18 protein-coding genes are annotated in these 20,972 nt (G+C 64.5%); 3 read left to right on the top strand and 15 right to left on the bottom strand.

Annotated elements, in window-relative coordinates; translation table 11 throughout:
* Nucleotides 1–14: 14 nt before the first annotated feature.
* Nucleotides 15–2,780, top strand: coding sequence for a purple acid phosphatase family protein (locus ABXH26_RS06275; RefSeq protein ID WP_353566193.1), 2,766 nt, complete (start codon nucleotides 15–17; stop codon nucleotides 2,778–2,780).
* 65 nt (nucleotides 2,781–2,845) lie between these two features.
* A complete protein-coding gene (locus tag ABXH26_RS06280) occupies nucleotides 2,846–5,320 on the top strand; it encodes a phosphocholine-specific phospholipase C (protein WP_353566194.1) in 2,475 nt (824 codons plus the stop codon).
* Here ABXH26_RS06280 and ABXH26_RS06285 read toward each other — a convergent pair.
* A complete protein-coding gene (locus ABXH26_RS06285; RefSeq protein WP_434783420.1) occupies nucleotides 5,317–6,633 on the bottom strand; it encodes a DUF5690 family protein in 1,317 nt (438 codons plus the stop codon). The two genes, ABXH26_RS06280 and ABXH26_RS06285, sit on opposite strands and share 4 nt — an antisense overlap.
* Between ABXH26_RS06285 and ABXH26_RS06290 the strand changes: the two genes are divergently transcribed.
* On the top strand, nucleotides 6,527–6,811 hold the full coding sequence (locus ABXH26_RS06290) for a hypothetical protein (RefSeq protein ID WP_353566347.1): 285 nt from the start codon (nucleotides 6,527–6,529) through the stop codon (nucleotides 6,809–6,811). The genes ABXH26_RS06285 and ABXH26_RS06290 overlap by 107 nt on opposite strands.
* A 112-nt stretch (nucleotides 6,812–6,923) precedes the next feature.
* Here ABXH26_RS06290 and ABXH26_RS06295 read toward each other — a convergent pair whose 3' ends face one another.
* The 14 genes from ABXH26_RS06295 to ABXH26_RS06360 all read right to left on the bottom strand — a co-directional run bounded on the left by ABXH26_RS06295 (nucleotide 6,924) and on the right by ABXH26_RS06360 (nucleotide 20,935).
* Nucleotides 6,924–8,435, bottom strand: coding sequence for a hypothetical protein (locus ABXH26_RS06295; protein ID WP_353566195.1), 1,512 nt, complete (start codon nucleotides 8,433–8,435; stop codon nucleotides 6,924–6,926).
* A 2-nt stretch (nucleotides 8,436–8,437) separates the two neighbouring features.
* Nucleotides 8,438–10,351: a hypothetical protein gene (locus ABXH26_RS06300; protein ID WP_353566196.1), complete on the bottom strand. Its 1,914-nt coding sequence runs from the start codon at nucleotides 10,349–10,351 to the stop codon at nucleotides 8,438–8,440.
* Between the two features lie 3 nt (nucleotides 10,352–10,354).
* Nucleotides 10,355–12,439: a coiled-coil domain-containing protein gene (locus ABXH26_RS06305; protein WP_353566197.1), complete on the bottom strand. Its 2,085-nt coding sequence runs from the start codon at nucleotides 12,437–12,439 to the stop codon at nucleotides 10,355–10,357.
* A gap of 1 nt (nucleotide 12,440) precedes the next feature.
* Entirely contained in the window at nucleotides 12,441–12,884 is a 444-nt protein-coding gene (locus ABXH26_RS06310) for a hypothetical protein (protein ID WP_353566198.1), read from the bottom strand.
* Complete coding sequence (locus ABXH26_RS06315) at nucleotides 12,881–14,590, bottom strand: hypothetical protein (RefSeq protein ID WP_353566199.1); 1,710 nt, start codon at nucleotides 14,588–14,590, stop codon at nucleotides 12,881–12,883. The genes ABXH26_RS06310 and ABXH26_RS06315 overlap by 4 nt, the downstream gene beginning before the upstream one ends.
* 19 nt (nucleotides 14,591–14,609) lie before the next feature.
* Nucleotides 14,610–15,548 (bottom strand): hypothetical protein, encoded by a 939-nt coding sequence (locus tag ABXH26_RS06320; RefSeq protein ID WP_353566200.1) that lies wholly within the window; start codon nucleotides 15,546–15,548, stop codon nucleotides 14,610–14,612.
* 39 nt (nucleotides 15,549–15,587) lie between these two features.
* On the bottom strand, nucleotides 15,588–15,800 hold the full coding sequence (locus ABXH26_RS06325) for a hypothetical protein (protein ID WP_353566201.1): 213 nt from the start codon (nucleotides 15,798–15,800) through the stop codon (nucleotides 15,588–15,590).
* A gap of 47 nt (nucleotides 15,801–15,847) precedes the next feature.
* Nucleotides 15,848–16,312: a hypothetical protein gene (locus tag ABXH26_RS06330; protein ID WP_353566202.1), complete on the bottom strand. Its 465-nt coding sequence runs from the start codon at nucleotides 16,310–16,312 to the stop codon at nucleotides 15,848–15,850.
* Complete coding sequence (locus ABXH26_RS06335) at nucleotides 16,309–16,986, bottom strand: hypothetical protein (protein WP_353566203.1); 678 nt, start codon at nucleotides 16,984–16,986, stop codon at nucleotides 16,309–16,311. The genes ABXH26_RS06330 and ABXH26_RS06335 overlap by 4 nt, the downstream gene beginning before the upstream one ends.
* A gap of 5 nt (nucleotides 16,987–16,991) precedes the next feature.
* A complete protein-coding gene (locus tag ABXH26_RS06340) occupies nucleotides 16,992–18,458 on the bottom strand; it encodes a putative phage head morphogenesis protein (RefSeq protein WP_353566204.1) in 1,467 nt (488 codons plus the stop codon).
* Between the two features lie 58 nt (nucleotides 18,459–18,516).
* Nucleotides 18,517–18,723, bottom strand: a complete 207-nt coding sequence (locus ABXH26_RS06345; RefSeq protein ID WP_353566205.1) for a hypothetical protein — start codon at nucleotides 18,721–18,723, stop codon at nucleotides 18,517–18,519.
* A 67-nt stretch (nucleotides 18,724–18,790) separates the two neighbouring features.
* On the bottom strand, nucleotides 18,791–19,255 hold the full coding sequence (locus ABXH26_RS06350) for a hypothetical protein (RefSeq protein WP_353566206.1): 465 nt from the start codon (nucleotides 19,253–19,255) through the stop codon (nucleotides 18,791–18,793).
* A 120-nt stretch (nucleotides 19,256–19,375) separates the two neighbouring features.
* Nucleotides 19,376–20,377, bottom strand: coding sequence for a hypothetical protein (locus tag ABXH26_RS06355; RefSeq protein ID WP_353566207.1), 1,002 nt, complete (start codon nucleotides 20,375–20,377; stop codon nucleotides 19,376–19,378).
* 51 nt (nucleotides 20,378–20,428) lie between these two features.
* Complete coding sequence (locus tag ABXH26_RS06360; RefSeq protein WP_353566208.1) at nucleotides 20,429–20,935, bottom strand: capsid cement protein; 507 nt, start codon at nucleotides 20,933–20,935, stop codon at nucleotides 20,429–20,431.
* Nucleotides 20,936–20,972: the final 37 nt, after the last annotated feature.

The raw sequence follows: 20,972 nt of genomic DNA on the forward strand, positions 1-20,972 counted from the left end.
CGAAGCGAGCCTTCATGAACCGTTCCCGATTCCTTCGTCTTCTCACCGCCTCCGGCGCCAGCGCCTTCGCATTCCGGCCCTTCCGGGCCCTGGGGGCGATCGACTATGACTTCTCCGGCACTCCGGCCGGCCTCCGCCCCTACCTCCATGCCCCGCGTCCCGACTCGATGCGGGTGTCTTGGTGGACCGATGCCGACAGCCAGACCTTCATCGATTATGGAACCGACATGGCGGCTCTTGAGCACACCGTTTCGGGGACCCGGAACGTGCTGGGAAGCAACTACCACTATCACACCGTCCAGCTCACCGGGCTGCAGCCGGACACCTACTATCACTACCGGGTTCGCACGGAAAACCTCACCTCGGCGATGTTCCGTTTCCGCACCCCGAAGCCGCTCGGGACTGCCACAGGGAAGTTCCGCGTCCTGGTGCTTGGTGACAACCAGATCATCGATCCCGCCCAGCGACGTTTCGAACGCCTCGTGGAGCGCGCCAAGAAAAAGGTGGAGGACCTCTACGGGGTGCCGATCGAGGAAAGCATCGATTTTGTCCTGATGCCCGGCGACCAGGTCGATGTCGGCACACTGCAGCACTACCGCCACCTGCACTTCGAGTTCAATGGCTGGATTTCCCCCTACCTGCCGATCATGACGACGATCGGCAACCACGAGACCTACAGCGATCCGGGATTGGCGAATTACAAGGCGGTCTTCCACTACGATGACCTCGACTGCCTCGGCGTCAGCAGCCCCGATCCCGAGGTCTATTACGCCTATCAGCTCGCCAACATCGCCTTCGTCCACACCTCCAGCGAACATACCGGCGCAGCCCAGACCGGCTGGGTGCAGGACCTGGTCAGCGCCGCCGAAACGAACCCGCAGGTCGAGTGGATGATCAGCCTCTGCCACCGCCCGTACAACGCGGAACAGTACATCGGGGATATCTCCAACTGGATGCGGAACACCGCCATGCCCATCTTTGCCCGGACGGAAAAGCATGTCCTCAACATCGGCGCACACCACCATCTCTACGCCCGCGGACAGACACGGGAGTGGCCGGTTTATCATATCATTTCCGGTGGCAGCGCGTGGGACCAGTACTGGGGGCAGTCGAATGAGGCGGACTACGATGACGTTCAGAAAACCATCGCCAACTGGGCGTGGCAACTGATCGAGTTCGATCTCGATGCCCGCACGATGGACGTCCGCTGCTTCGCCGAAGCCAACGTGCGTTTCCCCGAAGCGAACCGCTGGTCGTACCACAGCAGGCTGATCGATCACTTCCAGCGCAAGCTCGACCTCCCGGCACCGGACGCCCCCACTCTTGCCGCGCCGCCGGCGGAGCCGCTGGAGCTGCCCCTCACCCTGGAAAGCTCGGCCTACGTCTCGGCCACCGGTGAGAACCTGAACAGCACTTGGTTTCAGATCGCGACCGACACGGATTTCAAGGATCTCAAGGTCGATCGCATCCGGGACGTCGAAAACATCTTCGGAGATACCGGAGCGCCCGACTTCGAGCCGGTCGATATCCATGCGGACCTCGACATCATCCAGTATCTCCTCCCGGCCAACGCCCTCGCCAATGGCAGCTACCACGCCCGCGTGCGCCACCGCGACACCAACGCGCGGTGGTCACCTTGGTCCGCTGCCGTCGCATTCGAAGTCACGGGCAGCAGCGCGGCCGATGACCCGGCGATCACGCTGCAAAAGCATGTCTACGCTTTGGATGAACGAATCCGCATTGATTACGATGGCGGCCCTGGGATCGCCACCGACTGGATCGGCATTTATCGCAAGGGAGATACTCCCGGCCCGGTCGCCTCGACGCTCTGGAGCTATGTCACGGGCAGCAGCGGATTCCGGGAATTCGATGCCAAGCTGACCGAGGGCGAATGGTTCGCCGCCTTTTTCACCAACGACGGCTACACGGAAATCGCTCCGCGGGTGCCCTTCTACGTCGGGCATCCGCCGACGCTGGCCACGGGCAAGTCCGGCTATGACGAAGGCGAGGCGGTCGCCATCGATTTCACCGGCGGCCCCGCCGGCGTGACGGATTGGATCGGGATCTACCGCATCGGTGAGGCCGCCGGTGAAGCCAATCCCGCGCAGGACTGGGACTACCTCAATGGCACGCGCACCCCGCCGGCCAGCGGTGTGGCGTCCGGCTCGCTCGCCTTCGACGGCCTGCCCAAGGGCTACTACTACGCCGACTATTTCGTGAACGACGGCTATTTCGGCATCGCCGAACCGATTCACTTTTCGGTCGGCACCGAGATCTCCGTGGTGCTCATCGACTCGCCCGTGGTGAATCCCGGCGATGGCTTCACGGTCCGTTTTTCCGGCGGTCCCGGCACCCCGAAGGACTGGATGGGCATCTTCCGCAAGGGCGATACGCCAGGCCCCGATCCCCTCACCGCCTATCTCTATGTCGATGGGAACACCACCGGCAGCGTCACCTTCCAGCTCCCCGATCTGCCGCCGGGCGATTACTGGGTGGCCTTGTTCATCAATGATTCCTACACCGAAGTCTCCAACCGTTTTGAATTCAGCGTGCCCGGAAATGAGGAACTGAAGATCGAGGAATCCGCGCTCGATGGATCATCCATCATCCTGGCATGGCCAAGCCGCGTGGGCACGGACTATGACATCGAGGGCAGTGATGACCTGGAGACATGGGAAACGGTCCGCTCCGTTCGGGGCACGGGCGGCCGCATCGAGGAGACCGTGGACGCCGGCTCCACCGAGCCGCGACAGCGTTTTTTCCGGATCAAGACCCGCTAGTTCGTCCGTCCGCGGTGAGGACCGGGTATTCCCGGCCCCGTTTTTCTCCCTGCTCTCCTGTTTTCATGTCCACCCGCCGCAGCTTCCTCAAGCAAGCCAGCCTCCTGTCCGGAGGGCTCGGGCTGCTCCCCCCATCGCTCCTCCGCGCGATGAACATCGAGCCGACCGGAGGCTCCACCTTCCTCGATGCCGAGCATGTCGTGATCCTGATGCAGGAAAACCGGTCCTTCGACCATACCTTCGGCACCCTGCGCGGAGTGCGGGGATTCGATGACCCGCGAATCATCTCCCTTCCCGGCGGCCACCCGGTGTGGCTGCAGAGCGATGCCGAGGGCCGCCCCCACGCCCCCTCGCGGCTCAACATCCGGGACACCAACAGCACCTGGCTGAGCTGCCTGCCCCACGACCGCCATTCGCAGGTGGCCGCATCCAACGACGGCCGGCATGACCAGTGGCTGCGCGTCAAGCAATCCGGCCACAGGGAACTCGCCGCCCTGCCCCTCACCCTCGGCTATTACCAGCGCGAGGACCTCTCCTTCTACTATCAGTTCGCCGACGCCTTCACCGTCTGCGACCACTACTTCTGCTCCGCCAGCACCTGCACCTCCCCCAACCGGCTCTACCACTGGACCGGCACCGCCCGTGACCCGCGTGACCCCGCCTCCCCTCCGCGCCTCGACAACAGCCAGATCGACTATGATTCCCCCCTCGACTGGCCGACCTTTCCCGAGCGTCTCGAGGACCTCGGCGTTTCCTGGCGCGTCTATCAGAACGAGGTGTGGATCGAAACCGGCCTCGATGGCGATGACCTCGCCTGGCTCGGCAACTTCGGCGACAACCCGCTGGAATACTTTTCCCAATACCAGCTCCGCTTCCACCCACGGCGCATGCAGTGGGTGCGCGAGCGCATCGTCGCGCTGGAAAAGCTCGCCGCGGATGACGCCGCGTCCGCTGGCGACGGCTTCTCCGCCGGGCTCGCCCAGGAGCTTGCCGATCTCATCGCCGAGCGCGAGCGGTTCACGCCCGAGGCGTTCGCGGCCCTTCCCGACCGCCAACGGGCTCTCTTTGAGAAGGCCTTCACCCGCAACACCGGCGATCCCCACCATCGCGAAACCGTGACCCTCCGCTACCACGACGGCAGCGCCGAAAGGCAGGTCAAGGTTCCAGCCGGAGACGTGCTTCACCAGTTTCGCCAGGACGCACGGAACGGGCAACTGCCCACCGTCTCGTGGCTCGCCGCGCCGGAGAACTTCTCCGACCACCCTTCCGCGCCCTGGTACGGATCATGGTATGTCTCCGAGGTTCTCGATATCCTCACCCAGGATCCGGAGCTATGGAAAAAAACCATCCTCATCCTCAACTACGATGAGAACGACGGCTACTTCGATCACATGCCCCCCTTCGTGCCGCCGCATACCGGGCAGCCCGGCACCGGTGCGGCGTCCGCCGGCCTGGACACCACCGCCGAGTTCGATGAGCACGGCCATCCCATCGGCCTCGGCTACCGCGTCCCCATGGTCATCGCCTCGCCTTGGACCCGCGGCGGGAAAGTCTGCTCCCAGGTCTTCGACCACACCTCCGTCCTCCGTTTCCTCGAGGTGTTTCTTTCCCACAAAACCGGTGCTCCGGTCCGCGAAGAGCACATCAGCGACTGGCGGCGGACGATCTGTGGTGACCTGACCTCCGCCTTCGCCTCCGGGCCATCCTCCCCCCTCGACCCGCCGCAGCCCTTGCAGCGGGATGCCGTCGTGGAAAGCATCCACCGCGCCCGCTTCATGGACCTGCCCGGGAACTTCCGCACCTTCACGGACCAGCAGCTTGCCGAGGTGCTGAAGCATCCCACCACCTCACCCCTGCTGGCCCGCCAGGAAAATGGCAGCCGGCTTTCCTGCGCGCTACCCTATGAACTGGAGGCCGGGTTCCAGCACGATGCCGCCGGAGGAACCCTCGACCTCACCCTCACGGTGGGGAATCGCCTCTACGGCACGCAGGCCGCCGGCGCCCCCTTCCACGTCTACGCCCCCGGCTACTACCGGACATCCGAAGTCGATGCCGCCGGCCCGCTGCCCTACGAGCAGATGCGGCGCTGGTCCTTCGCCGTCAAAGCGGGAGACCGTTTGAAATACACGTGGCCGCTGTCGTCCTTCGACCGCCACCACTATCACCTCCAGCTCTACGGTCCGAATGGCTTCCACCGCGAATGTCGTGGCACCGCGGGCGATCCATCCATCGTCGTCCGCCTCCTCGCCCAAGCCGATCCGCAGCCGGATGGGAACGCCCTGCTTGAAGCCGTCAACACCGGCCCGGCAGCCGCCCGGCTCATCATCGAGGATCGCTCCTACGGCGCCCCCGCCATCCGCCGGACCCTCGCCCCGGGAGCCACGCTCCGCCTCCCCCTCCTCCTCCACGCCAGCCACCGGTGGTATGACTTCGCCGTCACCCTCGAGGGAAACGAGGTCTTCCTTCGCCGCTTTGCCGGCCGCATCGAGACGGGTGAAATCGGCCCCCAGGATCCCGCCATCGGCCGCGCCTCCACCTAGTCTTTCCCGGCGCTCCGCTCCGACGCCGGACCCTGCCGCAGGAAATAGATCATCGCCAGGGCCATCAACGGCAAGCCCCCCAGCGACATCCCGTAAGTCAGGCAGCGGAAATACTCGAGCCGCTCGGTATTCTCCGCGAACAAGTCCTTGTAGAGCTGGACGCCGACCGAGCCCGTGTAACCGAGCGAATCGGCGACATAAATGGCAAACACCGCCGTCCCGCCGAACCGCGTGAGGGCGATCATGCGGTCGAACATCACCGTGCCAAACGGCACATACGCCAGATAAGCCCCCAGGCCGTTCCCGATCATCCACATCTCGCCATCGATCATCCCGTGGTCCCACGCCCAGGTGGCCCCACCCATCAGCGCGAGGCCCCCGAGCACGATGCCATAGGTGGCCATCAGTCCGGCACGGTTGTTCCGGATCAGGAAAATCAAGGCCAGCACCACCATCACCGACAAGGCGATCGGCCGCTCCGTCCGTGAAAATGCCGCGGGATCGGCGATCCCCATTTCATGGAACAAATCCGACTGATAGTTGTCCCGGAAATCCCGGAATGCCGTGAGGAAGAAATAGGCGATGAACAGAGGCAACAAGCCCGGAAAAAAGCGCCTGAGAAACGCCCGACGGTCCTCGCGTCCCATGGTCGACCGCTTCGAGCGCAGCGCTTCGTCCGCGGCATCGGGCTTCGGGATGAGCGACAGCAACCCCACCGAAACCACGAACGGCGCCAGATACACCGCCCCGGTCACGAAGGGCATCCAGTACTCCGGCACCCCCCGCTCCATCAGTGACAGCCCGAACCGCTTCACCTCACCACTCGCCAGAATGAAGGAGCAGGACACCGCCGCGAGCAGCAACTCGGAAATCCTCCGCCCCTCGAGATAACGCACCATCAATCCCCAGACGAAACCGAGGGGAAGCCCGTTGAGGAAAATCGCGACGACCTTCAGCCCAGGCGGCACCACCGCGAACGCCAACAGCGCAGCCAGTGCGCAGCCAATGGCCACAAGCAGCGCCGGGCCGAGGTGCTCCCGCCGCACCTCCGAGCAAAGTTTCGCCCCGAGATACTTCGACGTGCAATAACCCAGTATCTGGGAAATCACGAAGACCGTCTTCGCTTCCAGAGGCCGTCCCGCGATCTCGATGACCAATTGATGTTCCCCATAACCTGCCGCGGAAAAAGGTTTGCGGAACGCATACATGCAGAAATACGCCGAAAACGCGGACACCGACGTGAACACCGCCAAGGCAAACGGATGGCGGCCGAGAGCAGCGGAGAAGCGGGCCTTCCTGCTCGATAAATCCACCCGGCAAGGCTATCGCCACCGCTTGGCCGGCAACGAGTACGGATTCGGGAATCCCGAGGAAAAAACCTCCCCATCCCCTCCGAAGCGCTCCATCCCTAAGCCATCCGTCCCGCCGTGGGTGTCTACGTTGCCGATGACGACAAAGGCTGCAATGGCCCATCAGAGCCATCGAAAATGAATCGCCGCAACGCATCTGTGAAATTTGAGCAGAGAAATGTGAAATTTGACCGTCGGGCCGGTCCAGGCGGCAGCGCTGCATCCATCATGCAGCGGCCCGGCAACACCGTTGCTCACCCCACCTCAACGGTCTCCAACCTCGCGACCCACCGTATATTCGTCGCTGCCTCCCCGGTGACGGTGATCGCCAAGGCGCCGTTCGTCGTGTCGGCCGTGATGGCAACATCCCAAGCGCTCGCTGACGCGTCGGCATCCCCGGCCGTCACGACCGGCATCCCGACCAGCGAGGTCGCGGCGGCGTTCGCTCCTCGCTTGGCCGTAGCCGCGATCTCCCAGACCTTGACGTCTCCCGTGGATCCGTTGCGCGCGATCACCTCTCCCTTCATCCGCACCGCGCTGTTGTTGGTCAGCACCACCTGATTGGTCGTGCCGCCAACTGACGATGCATTGGCAGTGAGGGTGCCCGGTGATCCGTCGGTCGTGATCCGCCGCATGACGTACTCCGCAATCTGGGCGTCGCCTGCCGTGCTGAAGGACCCGGCCGCGTGGGCCCGTTTGCCCTGGACGGCAGCCTGCGCGTTTCCCCCGCTGACGAACGCGTAATCCACCGACGCCGTGCAGCCCGACCCAGTGGCGTAACTGTAGTTCCCTGAAGCGGTGCAGAGGCTCCCTCCGGCGATCGTCGCTCCGGTCCCGCTGGCGGTATTGCTATAGCCCCCGGAGACAGTGGAGTAGGTGCCGTTGGTGGTATTCTGCTTCCCGCCTCCTACAAAGGAGTCGGTCGCGGCTGCCGTGTTTGATTCGCCACCTCCTACTGCCGAATAGTCGCCAGAGGCGGTGTTGGTGTTCCCACCGGCAACGGTCGAGCTGGTTCCCGATGCTTTGTTCCTGATACCGCCTCCGATGGCGGAATTGCTACCACTTGCGACTTGGGTGGCGTTGTTACGTTCTCGCTGCCAATCGGTGGCATTCAAACCTCGCTTGCTTCCGCCGGTCGTCGTGTTGTCGGGGACCTGTGCCAGCAGCGACCCAGTGCCTTTCGGCGTGATCGCGAGGTCAACATTGCTGCTGGCATCGGACGGCGTCAGTTGGGCGACGTGGATGGTGTTGTTTGGGCTGCTGGTCGAGGAACTCTCGGTCCAGTAGGTGAGCCCTCCACCGCCTCCGGACGGCTCGTCCACGAATTCTAGCCCATCTTCGGCGGCGTTCACCGCCACAAACTTGCCCCCATGCCCGGAGTAGCTGGAAGGCGCGTCGCCCAAGGCCGTGAAGTCCTCGGCGCCCCCGCCACCCCCTATCGGCGGATCAATGAATTCCAGTCCGTCCTCGGCCTCGTTCACCGCCGGGATTTTACCGGACTGGCCAGTGTAGTCCGACGGCGCGTCGGAAAGCTCGGTAAATGCCGAAGCCCCCGATACTGCCGGATCGACGAACTCGACTCCGTCTTCCTCCTCGGTAACCGCGAGCAGCTTCCCGCCAGCGCCTGCCAGCGTCGGCAGCTCCGGGGAAGCGGGAGCATCGTCCGCGCTGCGAAAACGCAGGGCCCGAGCCTTCTCGGCTGCCTTCAGAGCCTCGCGGAGCGGCCCCACGGTTGTTTCGTCCGCGCCATTGATTTCGATCGCCATGGTCAGTTGTAGGTCAGGATTTCAGCATCGTAGGTGATCGGGCTGCCATTGAATCCAATGACCCCCGCTGGAAGTGGAGTGTAGGCGATGGGCTCACCGCTGAAGACGATCCCGGTGCCGTCGAAGGTCAGCTCGAACTCTCCGGCCACGGGAATTTCGAGTTCCGGATCCGGCGGCGGGTTCTCGCCTGGGTCGCCGCTCACGCTCTCCACCAGCCACACCAGGTTGTCCGCACCGCTCGCCCTGAACCGATTGACCAGGTCGCGGTAGGCCAGGCGGTCGGGCGCGCCAATCGTCAGGGTCACCTCGCCGGTTGCCAAAGCCACCGAGTGGCCGGTGATCATCGCCCGCATGTTCGCCGTCTCCGGCCGCCAGCCCGCGATATTGAGCGCGCTGCCGAGGTAGTGACCGGCGGGAATCTCCTCTTGCACGAAGGAGATGCTCCCCTCGTAGGGCAGCCAGTTCTGGGTCGCCAGCAGGTTCGCCGCCAGCCCCGCCGGCGGGTGGACAAAGGCGTAGTCCTCCGGCCTCACGAGCGTCGTCTCCGCGGCCCACGAGGTCTTCACCGCCACAGCACGGCCGGACACCAGCTTCCAGTCGTAGCGGTAGTAGTCGCCCCCGTAGGGCGTGGCATACGAGTCAGCGCCGAGCAGCTCCGCCCACTCAGGCTGGCTGGGGGGATCGTCGGGATTGATCGTCCGCTGGAAGGCGACTGCCGAAACGACAACCTCCTTGTATTCGATCCCCGCTTGAGCCCACCAATCGCGAGGTTCCCCCAGCGTGAGGAAATGAGTGTAGCCCGCCGGCAACGCATTCCCGTCCGTGTCCACCACCCGCACCGAGTGCGCATACTGGTTCTGGTTCGGATTGCCCGGGGCCTGCCCGACGTAGCCGATGCCCGGAATGTTGACATGGATCGCTCCCAACTGCTCGTAGAACTGCCCGATCGATGGGGTCCCGGCCCCCGTCGCATCGAAAATCGGCTCGATCAGCTTGAGCAGCACCCCACCGTTGCCGGCGAAAGGCAGCGACTTCACCACCACCGAGTCGGTGAAATCCTGTGGAAGATAGGTGTCGATTTCCGGACCGGTCACCAGGGCGATCTGGCGCGACGGCACTGCCGCGGCCGAGGCGTCGCCGGCCGTCTCCGAGGCCCACACCGTGACTCGCTTGTTCGCGACCGTCTCGCGAGTGGCTGACTGAACCACCACCTCCTGAACCTCCAGGTCGATCCGCGGTGCCACGTCGATGATTGGCCACGTTTCTTGGCCCGGAGTGATCGTCACCGTCGCCGCCGCTGGCCGCCGCTGCATGGAAATGGCCGGAGCGCCCTCGACCGTGTAGTCGATGTAGGCCACGCCGTCGGCCACCCAGCGCATGATTTCGGCCGCCGACTCGGAGAGCGGCATATCCCGAAGCGTCAGCCTCGGCACCGGAAAGACCGACGCGATCGAGCCCGTCGAGACCGGTACTCCCAGCGCCGTCGATCGCGCTGCCAGCGCCATCAGGTGCGTCCGCGGGCTACCCGTCGCGAAGACGAACTGCGGCCGCTCCGACGCATCGCCCGCCTGGTCCGCCGTGTCGCTGGAGAGCGGCACCTGGCTCATCCACCACCAAGGGCCGGAAACCGTGATCTGTGCCCGCGGCGAACGTGCATCCCCGATGATCCGCCGCCCCGTCACCCGCCCCTCGAAATAGCGTTCGCCGTCGCGGTTCAGCGTGAGCTTCTGGCCCAGGTCCGGGAGAAGGGCGGTGGCACCCGTCGCGTCCACGAATGGCACCTGCCAGCTCATCGTGTCCGCCGCGAGGCTGCGGAAATCCACCACTGCTCCGGACGCGCCAAGCTCCGCGAGGCTGTGCCCGCTGTCATCGACCGTCTTCCCGGCCTCTCCCACGATGGACCACGTCACTGCCACGGCTTAGTAATTCTTGTTCCCTTGTTGGCTCTGGAGCTTGCGAAACTCCGTTTCCAGCGTGCCCAAGCGCTCGGTCAGGCCCCGCGCGTGCTCCAGCATCGTCGCGCCGAGGCTGCCGATTTGACGGTCGTAGGTGCGAAACTCGCCACCTAGTTTGTCGAGTTCCTCAACCGTCAGCTTCTTATCCGAAAGCGCCGCCCGGATCGATTCCGCCAGCGGTGCCGTTGCGTCGTTCTTCGCCAGTTCGTCTGCCAGCGCACCAAGATCGCCAAGCGTCTCCTGAATTCTCCGCTCCTGATCAGCTCGGTCCTTCTGCTGAACTCGCCCATCCTCGTTCACCGCTGCGATTTGTTCGTCGCGGGATCGCTCGATCTGCTGGGTCGCTTTCAGCTGATTCGACGACGCGAGCGCTCGTTTTAGCTCTTCTGCCGCCGCCCGCTGGTCCTCTGCCAGTCCTGCGAAGATCTCTTCCGCCTTCGCCAGCTCTCCTTCGCTGATCGCCTTCGACTTCTCTCCTGCGATGATCTCCCGCTCCGACGGACGTTGGGCAATCTCCGACTGCTTCCGCACACTGGACAGCTCGCCCCTCAGACCCAGGTATTCCTCGTAATCACCGACGGCAGACGCCCCACCCGTCAGGATCGCCCGTTTCTCCAGCTCCGCCAGTTTTGCCACAAGTCGGTTTTCATGCTCGCCGAGGGACTGAAGTCTCTTGATCCGCTCCTGTTGGAGGCGCGCCACTTCCTCATCTGCCTCCTGAAGCCGGCTCCGAACCGCCGTCACCTCCAGCTCCGCCTTCTGCGTTGCTCCATCCACCGCCGTCAGCTTTTCCTTGGCCTCGACCGCTTTTCGATTGGCCGCCTCCAGAGCCTGCTTCCGAAGTTCCTCCGTGGTGTTGCGCTCAATCTCCAGAATCTGCCGGAGCCGCTCTTCCCGCTTCTCTTCTAGTCGAAGTCGCTCCTCTGCGCTTGCCTTCGCAATCTGCGCTTCCAGCTTGGCAACCTCCAGCCGCGCCTTTGCCGTGGAAACCTCTGCCTCAGATCGCAGTCGAAGAGCTTCCAGTTCGTCCTTACTGTCTGCACCTTTCGAGCCTTCCACGATCGCCTTCAGCGTCGCCTCCAAGCCCTCCGCACGGCTCAATGCAGACTTTTCGATCGCCTCGGTGTTATCTGCGGAGATCGCCTTCTCCATCTCGCCAAGCGAATCCCGCAATCCATCCACATCCTTCTGCGCATCCTTCGCATTTTGGCCGATCATCCCCAGCTTTGGCGCGAAGATCGTAGCCGCCACTGCACCCAGACCGAGCACACCCGCCAGACCTGGCCCGCCTCCTAGCATTGCGATCAGTCCCGGCAGGTTGTTGGAGGCTCCTCGAAGCCCGGCATAGGTGAAGTCTTCAAATGCTCGCTGGAACTCGAGGAGAGCCATGCCCGCGTTTCCCCCGCGCCTCGTCGTAGCACCCAGCTTCCGGGCCGATCGCTCCGCATCGTCGAGAGCGGTCTGCGCCACCTTCACCCTGCCCGCCAGAGCCGTGAACTCCGCGGAGCCGACAGGCAGCGTGCGCAGCTCGCGCATGAGCTGCCGCACCTCCTCCTCCAGCGCATCGAGCGAGCGGATCGCTTGTGGCGTCGCGTCGGGAATGTCCCGGATCGCTTGCGCCTCCTTCCGGTGCGCATTCGCGAGGCGTTCCACCTCGGCCACCTCGCGCTCTGCCGCGGTCAGGAACTGCGCTCGATGCGCCGCCCGCTCGGCCTCGGTCTTCTCGACGATGCCCAGGGACTCGTTGAGCCGCTTCACCGCCGCGCTCGCTTCGTCGGATTGGCTGGAGACCTGGTCAAAGCCGCCGACCGCCATTTGCTCCAGAGAGTCTTCCGCGTCGTCGGCGGCACGGGCCAGTTCCTCGACTGCCTCCTCGGCCTGGCGAGCATCGACGGCGACCTCGTCCAAGGGTGACGCTCCGGACGTACTCAAGGCATCGTCGATTTCCTCCGCGGCTGCCGCTGTGGCAGCGAGCGCGGCCTCCGCCTCCTTCGCCCCCGACGTATCCGCCTTGGTGCTGATCCCGATTTTGAAGTCCTTGTCCGCCATATCAGTCTGGGTTCGAGATTTCCGGGAGACCGGCGAGCACCTCCCACTGGATTTGCACCCGGCTGTCCCCGCCGAGCGGCAGCGCAGGCCGGCAGGTCACGATCACGGCCGGGTCGTAGAGTGCAGTCTGGCCCGCCGTCTCGATCCGGAGCGCCCCGGTCACATGCAGCAGCTCTGCAGCGGCCGTGCGCTCGGCGTTCAGCCACGCTGCCTGCGCCTCACCGTGGGGCATCGCTGCTCCCGCCGCCGACCATCCGAGGCGGACGCTCACTCCACCGAGGGGGCGAAAATAGGCCTCGCCCTCGAGCACCCCGTCGCGGAGATACATCGCCTGGTCAGCGTCCCGACGGATCGGCTGATAGAGATCATCCCCCACCGCCACCAGATCGATCGCAGAGCCGCCTGTCGGCGTGAAGACGATGCGGGAAGGAGATGCGGAAATCATGGGTCCGGAATCTCGATGGAGTTGGAGTCGGTCGTGACGGTGGCACCGCCGCGTGTCGCCACCGTACGGTGGATAACGTTGCCGCGCTTCTGATAGGTATCGCCGACGTGATACCCGGCACCCGATCCCGAATAGCCCCGGTCGGTGATCCAGTAGTTCGTCACTGAGTCGGGCAAACCATCGATCTGTGCCACCACAGTCACCTCGAGCTGGGAAGGCGCGGTGCGGACGGCAATCACCGGGACTCGAACTACCCCAAACGCCCCAATGGTGATCGAGTTGCTGTCGGCTGTCTCCGTTGCCCCTCCCGGGAAATAGGCGGTCTCCCGATAGATCCACACATCGCCCGGCCCCGCCCCCGAGGGCCCGGCCATATTCACCGTGGCACTGGTGGAGCCGGTCGCCGCCCCGTTGCGATACCACTCGCCGGAAACGAACAAGGGCGAGCCCGACCAGGTTCCGGCGATGCGCGAGGCGAAGTTGTAGGCGTCATCCACCCGTTCGATCGACGGTGCCGTGACCAGGTTCGATCCGCCCGCCACCGTCAGCACATTGCTGTCTGCGGTGAGATCCGGACTGCCGCTCTTCATGGCGGTCTCACGGTAAAGGATTTCATCTCCGATCTCCGCGGTCTCGGGAATCGTGTAGGTCGCGCCCGTTTCGCCGGTGGCCGCGCCATCGAGATACCACTCGCCGGTCACGCTGTCCTCGCTCTGCCAAGTGCCGGCCGTGCGGGTGAGCGTCTCCCCGACTTGCGGCGTGCCGCTGATCGAAGGCGGCGTGAGGTTCTCAAACGGGGGCTCTTCGACGGTGATCGTATTCGAATTGGCGAGCGTGGTGCCCACCTCGTTGGTCGCCGCCTCGCGGAAGACGATCACCTCTCCGATCTCCGCGGGTTCTGGGATGAAATACGTCGCCCCGTACCCATCCGGCGCACCATTGCGCAGCCACACCCCGGCGATGCTGGAGGCTCCGGTCCACGTGCCGGCCACCCTCAAAAGGATTTCCCCTGGGTAGGGGTCTCCTGAAATCGTCGGGGCAGAGACCAGCACCGGCGCGGTCGGAGGACCGGGCGCATCGGTCGCAGTCACCGGCACCCCGCCGCTGCCCCCGGCCGGGAGCCCGGTGCCCCCGGTGGAATACCATCCCTCGTCACCCCCCGGGCCGCTGATCTCCACCGTGGATCCCGGCGGCAGGCTCACGCCGTCCGGCAGCTCGGGGAAAACGTAGGTCTCCGGATCGTTGTAGTAGCCGCCCGTGACTACCAGGCCACCGGGGAGCACCACCGCCGTCACCGGCGAGACGCGGAACTGGAAGGCATGCGAACTTCGCGGAACCGGCGAGCCTGGCACCGGAGCATGCGAACTGCCGGAGAGCGCCGCACGGTAGAACCGCGCCACCCCGTCCCGCGGCCGCACGGAAAGCAGCTGCTTCGCGCCCCACGGAGCCGCCAGCAGCTCGGCGTCGCAAGCGTCGCTGGCATCGGCCGCCGTGTCATGCTCGTCCAGCCGCGTGAACTCCAAGCTGCGCTGGGCATTACCGCGCCCGGCTGCAATGCCCGAGAGCGCCCCATCCGGGCGAATGAGCGCGGTCGCCTGGCTGCCCTGACGCCCGATCTCGTCGGGCATCAGGTCGCCAAGATCCAGCATCACGACGGGAGACTCCCCGCCGTGATCCCAGGTCACCCGCCAGTCGCTCTCACGCATCTACGATGCCTCCCGTGGTTCAGGCGCGGGCGCTCGCGCCGGGCGGATAGAAGAGAATGGTTTCGAGTCCGCCGCCATCGTCGCCGACATACTCGAACTCCCACACGGGAGAGGCCGTTTCGTTCTTGATCGCCGGGGTCGAGGGCAGACGGAGCGTCGCCCGGATCTCCATGTCCAGGAACGGACCGCCTTCTTCCTTGTTTTGCTCGGTGCGCATCCACCCGGTGATCTCGCGGAAGGTCTCCTCGAATGGAGTTTGCTCGGTGCCCGGCGTGGGATCTTCTGAGAGGCCGTAGGCCAGCCGGTGGTGGAGTTGATTGAATTCCAGCGTCGTCACCTGAGCCATGTCGCGGGTCACCCACTGGCGCTTCTTGACCCGGAATCCGCCCTGAAGACCCTTTGAGCATTCGCGATCCTCCGACTTCGTTTCCGTCTGGGGTTCGACCTGATTAAGGCAGCCAAATTTCCAGCCGGTGAAATCCACCGGCTTGGTGTCGAGGCCGATCGTGTCGCCAGAGACGCCGCCGGCGAGTGTCGCCGCGCCGAACACGTTGCCCGCGCCAGTGAAGGTCTCCGTGGTGGCGATCGCATTGCCGGCGGTGCCGGCGGTGGTGGCCGTCACCGTCATTGTGTCGCCCGCACCGGCCGCGGCCGTCACCTGGGTGTGGGGGACCGTGTTCGCTCCGTAGGTGCCGCCAGCGCCCGCGGTGCCATTGATGGCGGCAATGAGGTTGTCGAGCGTCGCCGCAGCGTCGGCGCCGATCGTCACCTCGTCGGCCGTCGCTCCGACCGCCGCCTTGAAGGTGTAGGTCTTGGCTCCGATGGTCACCGTATCATCGGCGGTGACGTTTTCGGTGAGAGTGAGGGTGCCGCTGGCTTTCGTGCCGCCGGCGATTTCCCCATCGGGGACGAAATAGACCTCCGCGTTGAGGAGGTGCTCGCGAGACATCGTGATCATGGAATGAGTCGGTTCAGGTTCAGGAGGTGTGAGCATGGATCACACGCCGTCGATGCGGACACGCGGCGGGTTGAGGCTGGCGAGGGCATTCGCCTGGCTCAGCGGCAGGCGGATCTTCGCGTCCCGCGCTTTGAGGACTTCGCGGATGCGCGTCTTGGCGATCAGCACGGTGCAGGCAACCTCCGGATCGGAGGGTGGCGGGGATGCCGGCGCTTTCACGGCCGGTGCGGATTTCGGTTTGTCGTCGTTCATGGTTGGTCGGGGTTGAAAAATGGGAGCACAGGCGTCTCGCCTGTGAATCAAGGGCTATCCGGGTTCAGAATCACTCGCGTCCGGAACAGGGTTTGGCGGATCACATACTTGTCGTCCGGCACCTCATCGAAGCCGTCGAAGGCGAAGTCGTGCTGGCAGCCTGTCCCCACGCGCCCGAGGTCGTTGCCCTGGAGCGCCATCACCGTTGCTTCCCACAGTTCGTCTTCCTCCTCGCCCTCCGGGTCCACCTGGGGCAGCTCGATCAGGGTGACCGGCACCGTCACATCCATAATGGTCAGCCGGCTCTTCGGCTTCCGGCTGCGGTCGGGATCGCCCTTTGCCACCCCGACCACCAGGCAGGACCGGTGGCGGGAGTTCTCCACCGCGATCGCCACATCATTCCAGATCTTCGTCCGGCGGCGTATGATCACCGCCGCCTCTTCCCACAAAGGATTCGCGCCCGTCGTCAGCACCGTCCTGATCGCCTTCCGCAGGTCCAGCAGCTTGCTCATGCCAAGCCCCCTTTCCGCCGTTGCTGCCGCGAGAACCACGCGTTCGCCCGCTTCTCCAGCGCGGCGGCGAGGTCGGCTTCTTTCGGGATCGCGTCCAAGTCCTTGTCAATCGTCGCTCTCTTGCGCAGGAGATAGACCGGCCGGAGCGGCGTGCGCTCCTTCAGCGCGATGGCGTTCTTCCGGCCTTTCACCCGTGCCTCACGATCGCCGAGCGTGGAACGGTCCGCGCCTTTCGCATTGCGCTCGAAGAGGAAGCCTCCGCTCTCCCGCACCACCGCGAAGAGTTTTCGACCGGTTTCCCTCTCATAACTCCGTGCCGCCAGACCGTGAGCCTCGGCCACCAGCGGAATCGTGAGAAACTTTGCGACCTTCGGTTTGATCGTACCACCGAATAGGTGAATGCGGATGTTCTGCCCGGAGTCTCCGCCGACTTTTACGGTCGCCCCTTCATCGGTGACTTCGTCAATCGTGGTGTTCCCGGCCGCCGTCGCCCAGAAGTTCGTGCGCTTCCCACCGAGCTTGTTGGGCGTCGCGTTCTTCGCCTTCCAGTGCTTCTTGAGTTCGTTGGCGAGCTGTTGGGCCAGCACCTTGTTCAGCGCGTGCCGGTTCACCAGGTCTTCACCCAAATCTACCAGGAACGCGCGGCCACCCGCATCGTCGATGGAAGCCTTCACCCGAATCATGCCCCGCCTCCCTTCCTTTCGATGATCCGATAATCGTAGCCAGGCCCGAGGCCATCGGTCAGATCCCGGAGGCGTGCTTCCGCGTAGATGCGAGCTGCCCGCAGCGGCGCGTGAAAGCCGGAGACCGTGTTGCCCTCACCATCGACCAGGAGCACCAGGACGTGCTCTTCACCAAGTGCTGCCGGGCTCTCCATGCCATACCCGAGCAGCATGCCATTGCGGGCCACCGGGTTCTCGCCGGACAGTTCCGCAAGTTCTTCCAGAGACAGGCGGTCCAAATCCGGACGCCACGCCAGCAGGTGACCGTCTTTCCACTCCACCCTGGCGGAGGGCATCGCCTCACGGGCGGCCTCGATCAGCGGCCATGCCGCCTCTTCGGTGATTTGCTCGTGGAAGAGGCCCTTGCGGCCGTTCTCTACCGCCGCGAGTTGCGCGAGGTAGGTGCGGCGGACTCCATCCGCTTCTTCACTGCCGTAAAGCGCCTCGGCTGCATCGTCTTCTCGTCGAAGCCTCTCAAGAGCTGCTTCGCCTCGCTCGACTGCGGATCGAGCACGCGCCCTGAGTTCTTCGCGGATGGTTTTTGCTCGGTGCTCATTGGCCTCGGTCGTGTCACGTTGGTGGAAGATTCGGTCGCCGTCAATCCGGCAGGTATCGCCGAACTCGCTGCGCAGGCGCTCGCGGGATGGCTCGGGCAGCCCCTTGATGCTTTGGGAAAAGCCGGAGTTGAAGGGCGTGGCCAGTGGCCCCTGAACCGTGTCTTCCAGCACCACACCCAGCTCCTCCGCCTCATCACGGTCGATGTCCGTCAGGCCCATGCCGCTTCCCCATCGAAACGGCGGCCAGGGCGTGCCGAACTGGCTGATCGCCGCCCAGATCGGGTCCGTCTTCATCGCCATCATGCGCCCCGGCGCACTCGGATAGTCGGGTCCAGGTTCGCCGAAGAACTCGCCGCCGGCGGCCGCCCAGATCGCGGGCCAGTCCCGCACCTCCACACGGCCGAGTTCCCGCGTCAGCTCCCATGCGGGAAACTCGTCCAGGAGATCCTCATCCTGCTCGGCTTTCCATTTGGCGTAGCCCGCAGCCATCTTGAGATTCATGTCCCAGATGAGCCCCAGCCTCCGCGCGCTGGAGACGTCTTGCAGGGTGCCCCGTTTATTCGGATCAGGCTGGTAGCCCAGCTCCTTCAGCACGTCCTGCATCTCGGCGATGAAGCGGGTGCGATTCATCACCCTTCCGCCTTCTTCGGCAGCGTCACGTTGTTGGGAAATCACCTGCTTAAGCCGACGCTGCGCTTCTGCCAGGATCCGTTCGCATTCGACGGTCGAGATCCAAAACGAACGATCTCGGATCTCGGCAGGAGCCGCCTCCCACTCGCGGGAGGTCATCGTCGATCCCACCGGCGTCCGCCGGTCCATCGCCTCCACCGCCGCTTGCAGCGGGCTGTCCGTCGTCAGATCGATCACGCCGCACCTCCCTTCCGTTGCAGGCACCTTGCGGCCGCCCTGCGGAATTCGTGCGGCTTCATCGGCTCAACCTCCCCGTCTCGAGCTTCTGAAAGTCGCCCATGCTCAGACGATCGAGGATCTCCGGCATTTCATGAAAGAAGGGTGGCCGCACCTCGTCCCGCTCCAGCGGGGCAGGAATCGCCGGTCCCGTGTTCACCGACACGCGCACCCGCACCCGCCGGTCCCCCGGCAAGTCGATCCAGCATGTCAGTTCTTCAATCACCTAACTTATTGTAAAAATCCCGGCGCCGCTTTTTGAAAAATCTGTCTCCCTCGGAAGTTTCCTGAAGCTAGAGCCCATTCATTCGGTTGCGGCCCGTCCGACTGCCGGGCGCGCTCCACTCCACCCCCGCCGGCACCTCATTCGGCGTCGTGTTCGCCCGTGCGTCCTCCGCCGGCTCCGGCCGGATCTTCCCGTCAGCGACGCGTTTGAAGAACGACTCCGCCGCCTCGGTCGCCTTCCGCCGATCTTCGCCCTGGTCGTAGCCGGGGATGGTCGCCAGCACCCGAGCCCGCGCCAGATCCAGCGCCCGCGCCCGGAAGCTCTGCGGGATCTTCGTCGAGTCAGCGCTGACCGTGTTCTGGCTCCATGTGGTGATGTAGCCACGGATCTCCGCGACCAGGTCCGCCAGGATCGGCGTCACCCGGTCCGGCACCTCCACGTCCGTCGAGACCGTGGCGAAATCCTCACGCTCGCGCTTCGTCATCGCGCCAAGCACGTCGTTCGCCGTTACCGTCACCCAAGGGTCAGCCATCTTCTTTCAGCGGTTCAGATTTGAGCGTTTCAGCGGTTCGCTTCCGATCGATGCGGCGGGCGGGAAAAACCCGGAATCCCTCCCGCCGCACGGGATCGAAACCGATCCGGAGCTAGATCATCAGGCCGCCGCCGGGGTCAGCTTCTCGATGCCGGCCGTCTGCGGAGCGAAGATCTTCGTTTGATGGAAGACCGTGATGTCGGTCCACGCCGCTCCCTCCTGGATGAACACTGCCCAACGGCCGCCGCTCAGAGTCGGGGACCAAGTTCGTTTGATGTTCGAGGGGTCGTTGATCGACGGCTCGGCAAGTGCGGAGTAGCTATAAACGGCGAGGCCGAGTTGATCGATCTTGGCGGCACCCTTCTTCGTCTGGATCAGCCCGGTTTCAACGTAGCCACGCCCCGCACTGGCATAGGCAGCGAGCTGCTCCATGGTCCACTCCGAGTGGCGGGCCATCGCGTGGTTCGCGCGGGCCGCATCTTCGTAGCTGTCTTGCCGGAGCATCTGCGCCGCAGATCCCACCACCAGGTGCGTCGGAAGCCGGCCTGTCTTGGTCCGGGTGCGTTGCACCATCGCCCGGATGTCCGCATCCGGATTCCCGGCCGCGTCCCAGACGACGTTATTGTTGTTCGCCGCTCCGTCGATCACGCCCAGGGCGCGGTACTTGTCCGCACGGGTCAGCCGGTTCATGAGACCGCGTGCCGTTCGATTCTCCCAGCCGGCGACGCGTTGTCCGTTCACCACCGGAATGGTCCGGTGGTCGACGCGTTCGGTCAGCCCCTTTTGATCGGTGCCCAGCGTGACCTTGGTGCCACGGTGCTCGATCCGCTTGAAGGATCCGCCGATCGCGCGGATGTCCGAGCCGTCGATCTCGGTGAGGAAAGCCTCGTCAGCCGCCTTCGGGAAGTTGAAGAAGTCGCCGGTCATCAGCAAAGGGGCGAGTAGGTTCAGCGACTCCTCCTCGTCGGGCGAGGGAAGTCCTGCGAGATAGCCGACCACCTCCGTCGCCAAGCTGGCGGCGAAGTTCTGTTGGTCGTTGCTGACGATGATATCGCCCAAGCTGGGCGTCTTGGCCATTGAGGTCGCGCCGGTCAGCGCGAAGTAGAGAGATGCGTTCTTCATGATGTCGTTGCGTTCGTGTTCTTGAGATTCGCTCGGATTTTCGCCGCTCCGTTACGCTTCCACGGTCACCTTGACCGGATAGATCGGCGTCACGATCAGCTCGTCGCCATCGGCAGCGGCCTCATTGATCGCCCGCCCGACTTTCCAATAGTCGCCTGCATCCGCGGGCAGGTCGGAGACCTTCCCGTTCGCCGCGGCATACACCTCGGTGTCCACGGCGATCGCCTCGCTGGCGATCATCTCGGTCGGCTTGCCCAGCGTCAGCGGGATAATTCCGACCATGGTGTCGATCTCGGCCGCGTCGGCGAACTTCCCGATCGGGAAATCCGCCACGCCGCAGATGTCAGCCTCGTTGGCGGCGGTGCCTTGGGTAGCGAGCAGGTGAGGCGTCGGAACGGCCGCCTCCGCGGACCGGGTGTAGCCTCCTTCGTAGGAGCCGCCGATGTTGCACACGTCGAAGCCAGGACGGCCGATCGTGCGCAGCGAATGAACCAGACCGATCAGGATCGGCAGGAACGACAGGAGGGCGAGGACGCCCAGAACGAGTTCGAATTTCATGTTAGGTTCTCGGTTGGAGATGTGTGGTGGTGGCGAG

Source organism: Haloferula sargassicola (genome assembly GCF_040362925.1).
GTDB classification, from domain to species: Bacteria; Verrucomicrobiota; Verrucomicrobiia; order Verrucomicrobiales; family Akkermansiaceae; genus Haloferula; species Haloferula sargassicola.